Raw genomic sequence first — 14068 nt, 5'->3', positions numbered from 1 at the left:
GAATGTTCGTTGACGTCCTCGATCGAATTTCCGCGATGCGGCTCCGCGGCGAGGGCGCTGCCGCACACCTCGCTCAAACGCGCATCCCGCCATCGACGAACAGGGTCTGACCGGTCATGAAACTGGCATCATCACTTCCGAGAAAGGCGGCGACGGCGGCCATCTCACGCGGCTCGGCCGCTCGGCCGAGCGGGATCCGCGTGGAGACGAAGCGACCCATAAGTTCCTGCGGAGTCGTGCCTGGATTTTGCGATGCCAGCGTCTCGTATCGCTGGCGTACATAAGGCGTCAGCGTGATGCCGGGGGCGAAGGCATTCACGCGGATGCTTTCGCCCGCGAGCTCGAGCGCGAGATCGCGGGTAAGGGCAGTCACCCCGTACTTGGCAGCCGAATATGCCGATAGCCCGGCGACGCCGTGATAGGCGCTGATCGACGTCGTGCTGACGATCGCTCCACCCCCTCGAGCGCGAAGCGCAGGGACGGCATGCTTTGCACACAAGTAGACGGACGTCAGACTGACGGCGATCGTGTAATCCCACGCCGAACGGTCGAGATCGCTGACCGGGGTCTGGTCGACAGGACCTGCTCCCGTGCCGCCCCCGGCATTGGCGAACAGTACGTCGATGCCGCCCAGCGCATCGCGAATTTCCGCCATGGCGCTTGCAATTTCATCCTCATCGGTGACGTCGCAGCGCACCGCGAGGCCCTTCTCGCCAGTCTCGCCGAGCGAATCCGCAACCGATTGCAGCGAACGGAGGCTGCCGAAGCTCTCACGGGGCGCTTCGGGCTTGTCGCGGCAAAGATCCAGGACGGCAACACGGCCGCCTTCGCTCGTGACGCGGCGTGCGATCGCTTCCCCGATACCTCCGGGGCGTCCAGCCCCGGTGACGACCGCTACTTTTCCTTCGTAGCGCCGCATCATAAACTCGTGCGAGCGTGAGCTGCCGAGCCGCGCTCGCCGCTCTGCCTACGACTAGCGAGGTCCGTCGTGAGTGCAGAAATCCGTGGCTGCCAGAAGGACATTCCCGCTCTTCCCAAGTTCATCGACCGCTCTTTCCGGCGGCCAATGCAGGCAAGCTATCTCATCAGGCAATTGCATGCAAGATTCTTTGCATACAATATGAGGGGATGGCCGGTCGGGTGATGAATATTATAAAAGAAATGCTTTTAATCAAATAGTTGTGACTTGTGGCGCGCGGTCTGCCTCTGGCTGAGACCGAGGCGAAGTGTCATTATCGCATGCAAAAAATGTGCGGTAGGGCCTGATTCGTCATCGCTTGGTGTCAAGGCGATGGGGTTTCAATTCGGCGCGTGCGATGACGCGTGCATGCACCTCGTCCGGACCGTCGACGATCCGCATCGTGCGAATCTTGGCGTAGAGCCGCGCCAAGTCGAAATCTCCAGAAACACCGCCTCCACCATGTGCCTGGATTGCGTCATCGATCACTCTCAATGCGGCGCGCGGCACCGCCAGCTTGATCTTGGAGATATCGGCGCGCACGTCCCTGGCGTCGTTCTCGTCGAGCAGTTGCGCGGTCCGCAGCGTGAGGAGCCGCGCCATGTCGATCTCGGTGCGGGCCCAGGCGATCCGCTCCTGCCAGACCGAGCGTTCCGCCAGCGTCTTGCCGAAAGTCGTACGCCCACTCAATCGCGCGCACATCAGATCGAGCGCTTCTTCGGCCGCGCCGATTGTGCGCATGCAGTGATGGATACGCCCCGGGCCAAGCCGGCCTTGCGCGACCTCGAAGCCGCGCCCCTCACCTAGGATCAGGTTCTCCGCGGGCACGCGAACGTTCTCGAGCACGACTTCGCCGTGACCTGCAGGCCGGTCTTCGTAACCGAAAACCCCGAGCATGCGCTTTACAGTCACGCCCGGCGTGTCGATGGGCACGAGGATCTGGCTCTGCTGGGCATGCGTCGGCGCATCGGGTGCGGACTTGCCCATCACGATCAGGATCTTGCAATCGGCATCGCCGGTCCCGGTCGACCACCACTTGCGGCCGTTGATGACCCAGTGATCGCCGTCGCGTTCGATCCGGGTCTCGATGTTCGTGGCGTCGGAACTGGCGACATCCGGTTCGGTCATCAGGAAGGCCGACCGTATCGCCCCCTCCATCAGCGGCACCAGCCAGTGCTGCTGTTGTTCGGCAGAGCCGTAGCGCAGTAGCAGTTCCATGTTGCCGGTATCGGGCGGCGAACAGTTGAAGATGCGCGAGGCGAACTCGTACCGCCCCATCATCTCGGCAAGCGGGGCGTAGGCAAGGTTGCTCAGGCCGGGGCTATCAAACGCGAAGCCGTTCGCCGCGTGCGCCTGCGCCGCAGGGGGAAGAAACAGGTTCCAGAGGCCCGCAGCCTTGGCCTGAGCTTGCAACTCGGCGAGGACCGGCGGGCTTTGCCAGGGCCAATCGAACGCCGCTTCGCCGGCATGAACGAAAGCCTCCTTCGCAGGCAGGACGTGGTCGGCAAGGAAGGCGCCAAGGCGGTCGAGCCAATGGCGCTGCTCGGGGGAATAGTTGAAGTCCATGGTGGATCCGTGATCTGGAGAGATGGTCAGTAGAATTTGGGACCAGAGCCGTCCGGCCAGATGTCCGGCATGCCGTCGGACACTTGGCTGGCGAAGTTGGCTTCACGTTTCTGAAGGAAGGCCGCGACCGCTTCCATTGTGTCGGGCGAACTGCGCAGCGCGGCTATGGCGCGACTGTCGACGCGATGCGCTTCCATCGGGTGAGCCGCGCCGGCCATCCGCCACATCATCTGCCGGGTTAGGGCCGCCGCGACGCGCGAGCCGGAAAGGAACCGCCTGGCGATCGCACGGGCACGGGGAATGAGATCGTCCCGCGCGCAGAGCTCGCGAACCAAGCCTGCCTCCAGCGCCTCGTCTGCCGCCACCATGCACGCCCCCATCGTCCATTCGAGCGCGCGCGAAAGACCGACGATGCGCGGTAGGAACCATGACGAAGCCGCCTCCGGCACCAGGCCACGCTGGGTGAAGACATAGCCGAAGCGCGCCGTGTCGCTGGCAATCCGCACGTCGCAGGCAAGGATCATCGTCGCGCCCACGCCGATCGCAGGGCCGTTGATCGCGGCGATCACCGGCTTCAGGCTCTCGAAAATACGCAAGGACGCGACGCCGCCGCCGTCGCGCCATAAGCCGCCATGGCGCAGCGCGGCACGCTCGGGATCTTCGCTGAGCTGCGCAAAAGTGCCCGCGCCGCCTGAGAGATCGGCGCCTGCGCAGAACGCATCACCGCTGCCGGTGAGGATGACCGCACCGACGTCGTCGTCCGCATCGGAACGATCGAACGCGGCGACCAGCTCGTTCATCATCCGGGCGTTGTAGGCGTTGCGCTTTTCAGGCCGGTTCAACCGGATCGTCGCGATGCCGTCGCTTGCTTTGTATTCGAGCGTTTCGAACACATCCCCTCTCCGCAATTGCATGCAAACATAATGCAGAGAGGAAGGGAGATTGTCGAGACTCGCGCGCTTTCGTTCCGCTGTGGTTGCGACATATAGTAGGGAGGTTGCGCCGATACATCTCGCTATCTCCCACGTCGAGGGATAGCTTGCTCCCACATCTCTTGCTATGCTGATTTGCATGCAATAGATGGCAGGACAGCTTTGAGAAGCAAAGGGACCGAAATGTCGAAGCAACTACTCATCGAACGCGATGGTGCGGTCGTGACGATCACGCTCAATCTGCCGGAGGCGCGCAATCCGATATCGGACAACGCGATGGTAGACGCGATCGTTGATGCGTTGCAGGCGGCGGATGGCGATCCTTCGGTTCGCGCCGTCATCCTTACAGGCGCCGGCTCGGCCTTTTCCTCGGGTGGAGATCTGTCGAAGATGAAGCCGGGCTTGGGGCTGCGCGGCGAGCAGCCGGTCGCCACCGTGCGCAACTATCGTGACGGTATCCAGCGCCTGCCGCTCGCCTTTCAGCAGATCGAAGTGCCTGTCATCGCCGCCGTCAACGGCCCGGCGATCGGTGCGGGCTGCGACCTCGCTTGCATGTGCGACATTCGTATAGCGTCGCAGGCGGCGCGCTTTGCGGAAAGCTTCGTGCGGGTCGGCCTGGTCCCTGGCGATGGCGGAGCCTGGCTCCTCCCGCGGGTGATCGGCTGGCCTCGCGCCACCGAACTGGCACTGACCGGGCGGATGATCGACGCGGCGGCGGCGCTCGACTGGGGGCTGGTGACCAAAGTGGTCGAACCCGGCGAACTGATGCCCGCCGTGCGCGCGCTTGCCGACGAGATCGCGGCCAATCCGCCACGCGCCGTACGCCTGACCAAACGCCTGCTGCGCGAGGCGCAGGACGCCTCGCTGGGCACGGTGCTCAATCTCTCGGCTGCGCTGCAGGCCGTGGTCCACGAAACGCGGGATCACGAGGAGGCGGTCGACGCCTTCCTCGAACGGCGCAAGCCGACCTTCACCGGCAACTGATTTCACGAATGGGAAAGCGATAATGGGAATTCTGGAAGGTCGCGTCATCGCGGTAACCGGCGCGGGGCGGGGGATCGGGCGCGAACTGGCACTGCTCTGCGCGCGCGAAGGGGCCAGCGTCATCGTCAACGATTACGGGGTCGCCGCCGACGGTGAAGGCAACGATCAGGGGCCGGCATCCGAAGTCGTGAGCGAGATCACGCAGGCAGGGGGAGCCGCCCATGCCAACCTCGCCAGCGTCACCGACCCGGCCGGCGCCACCAGCATCGTCGAGGACGCGGTGCAGAAATTCGGCCGGATCGACGCGGTGGTCAACAACGCCGGCTTCCTGCGCGACAGGATCTGGCACAAGATGAGCCTCGAGGACTGGCGCGCCGTCGTCGACGTGCATCTCAACGGCGCATTCAACGTGTCGAAGGCGGCGACGCCTTACTTCCGCGAGCAGGGTTCGGGCAGCTTCATCCATTTCACCTCGACCTCGGGCCTGATCGGCAATCTGGGGCAGGCAAACTATTCAGCGGCCAAGTTGGCGATCGTCGGCCTGTCGCAGTCGATCGCGCTCGACATGCAGCGTTTCGGCGTGCGGTCGAATTGTATCGCGCCGTTCGCATGGAGCCGGATGATCGCGACCATCCCGTCCGACAATCCCGACGAGCAGAAGCGGCTGGAACGCATGCGGGCGATGAGCGCAGACAAGATCGCGCCGCTGGTGGCGTACTTGGCATCCGATCAGTCGAAGGATGTGACCAACCAGATATTCGCCGTTCGCAAGAACGAGATGTTCCTGTTCTCGAAGCCGCGTCCGATCCGCGCCATGCACCGGTCGGATGGATGGACGGCGCAGTCGATTGCCGACGAATTCATTCCCGCCGTCCGTTCGGACTTCGCATCGATGATCCGCTCGCCCGAGCTGTTCAGTTGGGACCCGGTCTGAGATGAAGCGGGCGGAATTCGAATGAGCGACTTCGGCATTCTGTCGTGCGGTGTCTATCTGCCGCGCCGCCGCCTCGACCGGTCCGCGATCTATGCCGCGAACCGGTGGTTTGCGCCGGGCCTCAAAGGCCTGGCGCGAGGGCATCGCGCCATCGCTAACTGGGACGAAGACGCCGTGACGATGGCGGTCGAGGCGGCTCGCGCGTGCCTCGACGGGTGCGATCGGGCGGCGGTTGAGGGGCTCACGCTGGCCAGCGTGACGCATCCTTTCGCCGATAGGTCCAATGCGGGCATCGTCAAGGAGGCGCTGAACCTGTCTGACGGGATCGCCGCGCTCGATGCGGGCGGCAGCATGCGGGCGGCGACGAGCGCCTTGCGCGATGCGCTGGAAGGATCGCGCACGCGCCTGTGCATCGGATCGAACCTGCGCAAGGCCCGCCCCGCGTCCGAAGCGGAGCTGATCCAAGGGGACGGCGCGGCCGCGATACTCATCGGCCGCGGCACACCCATCGCTAGGCTGGTCGCCAGCCATTCGGTAACGGTCGACTTCGTCGATCACTTCCGCGCCAGCGGCGAGATCTTCGATTACCAATGGGAAAGCCGCTGGGTTCGCGAGGAAGGCCATCTCGCGATCCTCGCTGACACGGTGCAGGCCTTGCTGGCGGAGGCCAGGGTGGCGGCGGGCGATATCGACCACGTCGTCCTGCCCATCGCGCCCGGCGGAACCATCAAGGCGATCGCCCGCAAGCTGGGATTGAAGGACGGGGCCGTGGTCGACACCCTGTCCGCCGAAATCGGAGACACGGGTGTCGGGCATTCCCTGCTGTTGCTCGCCAGCGCCCTCGAACGCGCGGCACCCGGCGAGCGAATTCTGGTCGCGGGCTTCGGGCAGGGCGCGGACGTTCTGCTGTTCGAGGCCACGGAGGCCATCGCGGATCACAGACCGGCTCGCCCGATCGCCGCCTGCGTCCAGGATGGCGTGGTCGACGACAACTACATGCGCTTCCTGTTTCACCGCGGCCTGATCGGTCTCGAGCGAGGCATTCGCGCCGAGCTGGATCAGAAGCAGCCGGGCACGACGCTCTACCGCAAGCGCACAGCCGTCCTGGGCCTAGTCGGCTCGCGCTGCACCGTAACCGGCACCGTCCAGTTCCCGCCGAGCGGGATTTCGGTCGATCCCAACGGGCGCAACCAGGGAACACAGGAGGATTATCCGCTGGCGGATCGCACCGCGCGGATCGTCTCCTATACTGCCGATGCACTCGGCCATTCGCCAGATCCGCCGACATATTACGGCACGCTCGATTTCGACGGTGGCGGGCGGCTCGTCACCGAGTTCGCCGAAGTCGGACCCGACGACGTGGAAGTCGGCCGCGCTATGCGCATGGTCTTTCGCGTCAAGGCGGAAGACGAGCACCGCCACTTCACCAAATACTTCTGGAAAGCCGTGCCGCTGAACGAGGGAGGCGCCTGATGGCCCGCGGAATCAAGGACAGGGTCGCGATCGTCGGCATGGGTTGCTCGCGGTTCGGCGAGCGGTGGAACGACGATGCGGAAACGTTGATGGTGGAAGCCTTCGACGAGTGCATTGCCGATGCCGGGATCGATGTCTCGCGTATTGACGCGGCCTGGCTCGGCGTCGGGTTCGAGGCGCAGAACATCGGCCCCTCCGGCATTCCACTGGCGACGGCGCTTCGGCTCCCGGACATCGGCGTGACCAAGGTCGAGAACTATTGCGCAACCGGTACCGACTCGTTCCGCGGTGCGGTCTATGCGGTGGCGTCCGGTGCGGCGGACATCGCTTTGGCCATGGGCGTCGAGAAGCTGAAAGACACCGGCTACGGCGGCCTGCCCGCCCGCAGCCGGGGGCTCAACTTCGACATGTACGGCGTCACCGGCTCGGCCCCCGGCAACTTCGCGCAGATCGCTGCACCCTATCGCGCCAAGCACGGGGTCTCGCGCGACGACCTCAAGCGGGCGATGGCACACGTTTCCGTCAAGAGCCACGCCAATGGAGCCAAGAATCCCAAGGCGCATCTGCGCAAGGCGATCGATATCGAGACGGTGCTGAATGCGCCGATGATCGCCGAGCCGCTCGGCCTGTTCGACTGTTGCGGCGTATCCGACGGCGCCGCCTGCGCAATCGTCACCACGCCCGAGATCGCGCGCGAACTCGGCAGAGCCGACCCCGTCTTGGTCAAGTCGATCCAGCTCGTCACCTCCAACGGCTGGGAGCTGCAGCACGGCGGCGGCTGGGACGGGACCTACTTTCACACCACTCGCAAGGCCGCAGCCCGCGCCTACGCCGAAGCCGGTGTCACCGATCCTCGCGAGGAGATCGACCTGCTCGAAGTGCACGACTGTTTCTCGATCACTGAGCTGGTCACGATGGAAGACCTCTTCATTTCCAAAGAGGGCCAGGCTTGGAAGGATATTCTCGACGGCTTCTACGACGCGGACGGTCACACGCCCTGCCAGATTGACGGCGGCCTGAAGTGCTTTGGCCATCCCATTGGCGCATCGGGGCTGCGCATGATCTACGAGAATTATCTGCAGTTGCAGGGCCGGGCCGGCGAGCGCCAGCGCGCGGATGGGCCGAAGCTGGCGCTGAGCCACAATCTCGGCGGCGCGCCGATCCAGAATGTCTCGGCGATCACAATCGTCGGGCTTGAAGGTGCGTGACGCCCTGGCGATGCAGGTCCTGAAAGCTCGAAGGATGAGAACCGATGTACACGTTGCTTGACGGGCTCCGGGTGGTGGAGGCGTCCTCGTTCGTCGCTTGTCCGACGGCTGGCCTCTACCTGTCGCAGATGGGCGCAGAGGTCATCCGCGTCGATCAGATCGGCGGCGGGCCGGACTTCCGCCGCTGGCCGCAGGCCGAAAATGGCGACAGCTTCTATTGGGAAGGGCTGAACAAGGGTAAGCTCTCCGTCGCGCTCGATCTGTCCACCGACGAGGGACGCGAACTTCTGGCCGAAATAGCAACCGCGCCGGGTGAGAAGGCGGGGGTCTTCCTCACCAATTTCCCGGTCGGCGGGTTCCTGTCGTGGGAGCGTCTGTCGCCCCGCCGCGAAGACCTGATCCTGACGCGCATCATGGGCCGCGCGGACGGCGGCCCGGCGCTCGACTATACCGTGGCCTCGGCCTTGGGCATTCCCTTCATCACCGGGCCGGAAAGCCTGGGCGACGAGCCGGTGAACGCGGTTCTGCCCGCATGGGATCTCCTGACCGGCGCCTATGCCGCTTTCGCCACGATGGCTGCTCTGCACCACCGGTCGGAGACCGGCGAAGGGCAGGAGGTCCGGATCCCGCTGGCCGACGTCGGCATCGCCACGATCGCGAACCTGGGGCAACTGGCGGAGACGCTCCACGGTGGCGATCGCAAGCGCTACGGTAACGATGTCTTCGGTGCGTTCGGCCGCGATTTCATAACCCGCGATGGCGAGCGTGTCATGCTCATGGCAATCACCCCGCGACAGTGGCGCGGGCTCGTCGCCGTGCTGGGCATTGCGGACGACGTGGCCCGCATCGAGAAGGAGCGCAGGACATCGTTCGAGCGCGACGAAAGCGAGAGGTTCGTGCACCGCGATGCGCTATACCCTCTCGTGGAACGCGCCGTGGCCATGTGGGAAAGTGGCGAACTCGCGTCCGCGCTCGACAGCGAAGGATGTTGCTGGGGCCCTTATCAGCGGATGGAGCAAGCCGTACGCGATCCGAATCTGGTGACCGACAACCCGCTGTTCTCAGCTATCACTCATCCAAGCGGCGCGCACTACGCGGCACCTGGCGCTATGGCGACTTTGCCAGCACATGCGCGCGGTCTGGTTCGCCCCGCTCCTTGCCTCGGTGACGACACGGAGAAGGTGCTGACCGAAGTGGTCGGTCTAGGCGAAGGACAGTTCGCTGCGCTTGTCGACCAAGGAATTGTCGGGGATCCGAAGGCCTAGTATGCATGCAAAGTGCAGCTCTGTGATCTTCCCTTGGTTTGTGGAGAGTCCTAATTTACGTGGCCTCCACCGAATGAGTCTGGACGACGTATAAAACTCTCGCCATAGTTTGCATGCAATATGGAAGAGCCTGCCGAGTGGGCTTTCCAACAAGCGTCGGGAGAAGGGCGTGGCGAAGTTTCAAGGGGCGGGTTCGCATAAAAAAAGGGACCACAGCGGTGAATCGGCTGCGGGCGGTGTTCTGCGCGCCGCAGCCCCCGTTGGCCCGGGCCTCTGATGCCGCGTCTCCCGCTCGTCAGCCGCGCGGCTATCGACGATCCTCTCGTGACGTTCATGTACGATCGCAAATACCCGGGGCGTGATCCTGCCACCCAGCCGGGGCAGACCGCGTCGGGTGCGCCGGGCAATTATGAGGCCGTACTCGCTCATTCGCCCGACGTGCTTGAGCATGCGGTGCGTGGATTTTACCTGAAGCAAACGAAGAAGCGCAAACTGCCGCTGCGTTACATGGAATTGGCGATCACTCGCATCGGCTGGGCCTGTTCTTGCCGCTGGATGTATTCCGAGCACCGCAAGATTCTGCGCGGACTGGGCTATTCGGAGCAGGCGTTGGACGACATCCCCGCCTGGCAGACCAGCGGGCAGTTCGACCGTGCTGAGCGAGCGGTGCTCGCCTACGCGGACTGCATTGCGCTCGATCACGGGCGCGTGCCCGACAGTCTCTTCGCGCTGCTGCAAGATTCGTTCGATCCCGGACAGATCGTCGAGCTGACCTATGTCGCAAGCATGTTCATGATGAACGCCGGCATGATCCGCGCGCTACGGCTCGAGCACGACGACTACGACGAGCGTGTGCGCGAGATGCCGTCGCCGCCCGACTATCGCTTCGTCGACGCCGAGCCGGCGCCGCTACCCCGTCGGGACTGACCTCCTATGTGGATGCGCGCAGCTTATCCTTATTACGTCGTCTGCTGCCTGATGGTGGCGAGCGCGCTGTCGTTCCTCGACCGGCTTGCGCTCAGCATGCTGATCGAACCGGTCAAGGCGGACTTGGGGCTCAGCGATACCGAAGTCAGCATCTTGGCCGGCGCAGCCTTTGCGGGATCCTATGTCATCTTCGCGTTCGTTTTTGGACGATGGGTCGACACGCGGGGGCGGCGCAATGCCATAGTCCTCGGGATGTCGCTATGGAGCCTCGCAACGGCGGCATGCGGCCTGGCCCGCAGTTTCGGCAGCTTGTTCGCAGCTCGATCGCTTATCGGCGTGGGTGAGGCGAGCCTCAATCCCGCGGCCTACTCGATGATCGCCGATTATTTTCGGCCGTCGCGACGGGGTATCGCGACGGCCATTTTCGCTTGCGGCGCTACTGTCGGCGGGGGGCTTGCCATCATGCTCGGCGGCCAGCTCGTCGACTGGGTCAATGCGACCGGGGCGACATTGCCGCTGATGCCCGGCGCCGCCCCTTGGCAGGTCGTCTTCGTTGCCATTGGTTTGCCCGGGCTGTTCGTGGCCTTGCTCATTGCGCTGACGGTGCGCGAGCCGGAGCGGCAACTGACGAGCGGCGAGACGCGGGATGTCCCGGGCATTCGCGATGCCCTTTCGTTCATCGGCAGCAACGCTCGTGCGCTGGTGCCGCTCTTCGCCGGCTATTCGTGCATCGCGATCATCGGCTATTCCTTCATGGTCTGGGGGCCGGTCCATTTCATGCGATTGCACGGTCTCGATGCCGGGGGCGTCGGCCTGCTTCTCGGCCTTGGTTACGGTGTCGGTGGCACGATCGGATTGCTCGCGGGTGGCATGGTGGCCGACATGCTCGTCTCGCGCGGGAAGATCGAAGCGCCGGTGCTGGTTTCGCTCGTGGCGGTTGCGATCGATGCTCCCCTATTCATCGCGGCGTATCTTGCCGGCGACTTCACGACGGCGGCGGTGCTGTTCTGCCTTGGCATGGCAGCGGCCAGCGTCGTCGGCGGGCTGCAGATCTCTATGGTGCAATCGCTTGCTCCCAACCGACTGCGGGGGATCATGGCGGCGGTCTTCGGTGCATGCGTAAACCTCGCCGGGTTCGGTATCGCACCGACGATCACGGCCTTGCTCGCCGAGAACCTGTTTGGCGGCGAGATGGGGATTGGCAAGGCGCTTGCGACAATGACGGCCATTGCGGGGATCGGAGCGGCCACGCTTATCCTGATCGGCTTGAGGCCCGGCCGCCTTCTTGCGCAGCGATTGGCAGGGGAACTCCCGGTGAACCCATCCCGGACCTGAACTAGCGGCCCGTCCAATTAGTATTGATTGCATCCAAATATGCGCTGAGCGCACCGCTAGCCCAGGCTGCTCATGCAAAATCAGGCTTGCCTCAGTCTGTAAGGGGAGTAATCTGCATGCAATAATCCAAATCGCGGCATGTATGGTGCGATGTGAGAGAGGAGGGGAATCGTGAAGAACTCGGCTCATCTGAAAGCAGGGGCGGCATGTGCGGCTATGGTTTCGGCTTTGTTGTCAGGCGTGGCGCAGGCACAGGATCAAGACGCACAAGTCCCGGCCACGAGTTCCGCGCGTCCGCAGTCCATCGGCGAGATCGTCGTCACGGCGCAGAAGCGCGAGCAGAAGCTCCAGGACGTTCCTGTCTCGATCACCGCGATCACGGGTGCGAAGATCGAGGATCTCAAGATCACCGATCTGCGCAGCGTGCAAAGCTATGTGCCCAACATGGCGGTGCTCAATTCGGGCGTTAACCCGGTCGTCTTCATCCGCGGGTTCGGCTCCGGTCCGAACAATGTTGCTTTCGATCAGGAAGTATCGGTCTACCTCGATGGTATCTACGGAGGGCGCGGAGCGCAGTTCAGTGCACCCTTCTTCGATCTCGAACGCATGGAGGTCCTGCGTGGTCCGCAAGGCGCGTTGTTCGGGCGCAACACCGCGGCAGGTGCGATTAGCCTCATCTCAGCAAAGCCGGGCCCCGCGTTTGAAGGCTATGTTTCCGCCGGATACGATTTCGAGCGTCAGGGCGTGGACTTGACCGGCGTGGTCAGCGCGCCGCTCTCCGATACGTTCGGTGTGCGCGTCGCCGCGAAGCTGACGCATCAGGATGGCTATATCCGCAATCTCTACAACGACCGCGACGAACCTGTTCTGCGCGACGAGATGGCGCGTGTGACCCTGCGCTGGCAGCCCTCGTCTGATATCGATGTCTCGTTCAAGAATGAATACGGCAGCCACGTGCTCAAGGGCGGCGTGACAGTGTCCGGCTCGCTGACCGAGGATGTTTACGACAACGATTTCGGCGACGAGCGCTACGTCTCCGACAACTATGCGGGGGCGGGCCTCGATGAAGAGAGCGGGATCGAAACCTGGAACAGCGCGCTCAACGCAGACATCGGCATCGGGGATCACACGTTGACGCTGATCGGTGGCTACTCACACTACAAGACCCGCCGGTTCACGGCCTATGACGAGATCGCCCCGGACGGCAGCATTCCGGCCGATGGCGGCAATGCGCGGTTCGGCAACGGCTTCCCGGAAGATTTCGACCAATGGTCGGTGGAGGCGAGAATTGCTTCGCCACTCGACCAGTTTCTCGAATACGTCGTGGGTCTCTACTACGACACGTCGGAATATCACCTGCATCAGGACACCTATTATCGCGACATAGCCTCGCTGACCGGCCACCAATCGACGGATTTCTACCAGGATAGCGATGCCTGGTCGGCCTACGGCCAAGGCACCTTCAACTTCACGCCCGACCTGCGTCTGATTGCGGGCTTGCGGTATTCGGAAGTCAAGAAGTCCGCCGAATTCACGCAGCGCACCGTATCGGGCGACGCGCTGAACGCGATCGGCCCGGACCGCGAGGGCCGGCTGTCGGAGGATTATTTCGACCCCTCGGGCACACTGCAGTTCGACGTGACGCCTGACATAATGCTCTACGCCACCGTTGCGCGCGGCTCGAAGTCCGGCGGGTTCGTGTCGAACACCTACAATGTCTCGGAAGACGGTTTCCAGTTCGCGGCCGAACGGTCGATGAACTACGAGTTCGGCGTTAAGTCGACGCTCGGCAACGGCCTCGCCACCATAAATCTGGCAATATTCCGGATGGACTTCGAGGACCTGCAGCAGTCCGCCTACGACCCGGACCGCCGCACCTTCTTCACCCGCAACGCAGCCAGCGCGCGGTCGGAAGGCGTGGAACTGGAAGTGCAGGTCATCCCGACCGACAGCCTCTCGCTCAACGCCAATGTCGCCTATCTGGACGCGAGGTTCGAGGACTATCCGGGGGCACCGTGTCTGGCTTACGAAACCGTCGAGCAGTGCGATTCGGCGGATCCCAACAGTCTCGCCCAGCATAACATCGCCGGACTACCGCTGATGTTCGCGCCGAAGTGGAGCGGTAACGTCGGCTTCCAGCACGAGGCGGACCTCGGCTCGCTCAAGCTGGTCACGGGCGGTAACGCGCAGTTCCGCTCGAAGTACTTCGTTGCCGACGGATACAGCCCGATCTGGGGTGTGCAGGACGGCTGGGTCAAATTCGACGCGCGCATCCAGCTCGGCGCCCAGGACGATCGCTGGAGCATCGCGCTCGTCGGCCGCAACCTGACGGACGTGCATTCCCGCGGCGCCGCGATCCGCTTCCCCGGGTCGATCACGGCGACCTCCCGCACGCTGAGCTGGATGGACGAGTATCGTGCGATCTCGCTCAACGGTACCCTGCGTTTCTGAGGTCAGGAGGGCGGTCGGTGTAATGCAGACCGCCC

11 protein-coding genes are annotated in these 14068 nt (G+C 63.8%); 8 read left to right on the top strand and 3 right to left on the bottom strand.

The features are described 5' to 3' along the window. Positions 1-73 precede the first annotated feature (73 nt). The 3 genes from D2V04_RS14820 to D2V04_RS14810 all read right to left on the bottom strand — a co-directional run bounded on the left by D2V04_RS14820 (position 74) and on the right by D2V04_RS14810 (position 3438). Positions 74-919 carry an SDR family NAD(P)-dependent oxidoreductase gene (locus D2V04_RS14820; protein WP_182849775.1) on the bottom strand — a complete coding sequence of 282 codons (846 nt, stop codon included), beginning with the start codon at positions 917-919 and terminating at the stop codon, positions 74-76. A 351-nt stretch (positions 920-1270) separates the two neighbouring features. After that, positions 1271-2524, bottom strand: a complete 1254-nt coding sequence (locus D2V04_RS14815; protein ID WP_119514494.1) for an acyl-CoA dehydrogenase family protein — start codon at positions 2522-2524, stop codon at positions 1271-1273. Positions 2525-2550: 26 nt separating this feature from the next. Beyond that, complete coding sequence (locus tag D2V04_RS14810) at positions 2551-3438, bottom strand: enoyl-CoA hydratase-related protein (protein ID WP_119514493.1); 888 nt, start codon at positions 3436-3438, stop codon at positions 2551-2553. 201 nt (positions 3439-3639) lie between these two features. On the opposite strand from D2V04_RS14810, the gene D2V04_RS14805 reads away from it, so the two are divergent. From D2V04_RS14805 to D2V04_RS14770, 8 genes are all read left to right on the top strand, one after another. Beyond that, complete coding sequence (locus D2V04_RS14805; protein WP_119514492.1) at positions 3640-4440, top strand: crotonase/enoyl-CoA hydratase family protein; 801 nt, start codon at positions 3640-3642, stop codon at positions 4438-4440. Between the two features lie 22 nt (positions 4441-4462). Beyond that, on the top strand, positions 4463-5374 hold the full coding sequence (locus tag D2V04_RS14800) for an SDR family NAD(P)-dependent oxidoreductase (RefSeq protein ID WP_119514491.1): 912 nt from the start codon (positions 4463-4465) through the stop codon (positions 5372-5374). A gap of 21 nt (positions 5375-5395) precedes the next feature. Next, positions 5396-6847, top strand: a complete 1452-nt coding sequence (locus tag D2V04_RS14795; RefSeq protein ID WP_119514490.1) for a 3-oxoacyl-[acyl-carrier-protein] synthase III C-terminal domain-containing protein — start codon at positions 5396-5398, stop codon at positions 6845-6847. Continuing rightward, entirely contained in the window at positions 6847-8055 is a 1209-nt protein-coding gene (locus tag D2V04_RS14790; protein WP_119514489.1) for an acetyl-CoA acetyltransferase, read from the top strand. Before D2V04_RS14795 ends, D2V04_RS14790 begins: the two co-directional genes overlap by 1 nt. A gap of 44 nt (positions 8056-8099) precedes the next feature. Then, complete coding sequence (locus tag D2V04_RS14785; RefSeq protein ID WP_119514488.1) at positions 8100-9320, top strand: CoA transferase; 1221 nt, start codon at positions 8100-8102, stop codon at positions 9318-9320. A gap of 276 nt (positions 9321-9596) precedes the next feature. After that, positions 9597-10247 (top strand): carboxymuconolactone decarboxylase family protein, encoded by a 651-nt coding sequence (locus D2V04_RS14780; RefSeq protein ID WP_119514487.1) that lies wholly within the window; start codon positions 9597-9599, stop codon positions 10245-10247. A gap of 6 nt (positions 10248-10253) precedes the next feature. After that, the gene (locus D2V04_RS14775; RefSeq protein ID WP_119514486.1) at positions 10254-11582 is read left to right on the top strand and encodes an MFS transporter; all 1329 of its coding nucleotides are present in this window, start codon (positions 10254-10256) and stop codon (positions 11580-11582) included. Between the two features lie 240 nt (positions 11583-11822). Further along, positions 11823-14033 (top strand): TonB-dependent receptor, encoded by a 2211-nt coding sequence (locus tag D2V04_RS14770; RefSeq protein WP_182849774.1) that lies wholly within the window; start codon positions 11823-11825, stop codon positions 14031-14033. Positions 14034-14068: the final 35 nt, after the last annotated feature.

This window comes from Pelagerythrobacter aerophilus, from assembly GCF_003581645.1.
Lineage (GTDB): Bacteria > Pseudomonadota > Alphaproteobacteria > Sphingomonadales > Sphingomonadaceae > Pelagerythrobacter > Pelagerythrobacter aerophilus.
This window is presented reverse-complemented; position numbering and strand designations above follow the sequence as displayed.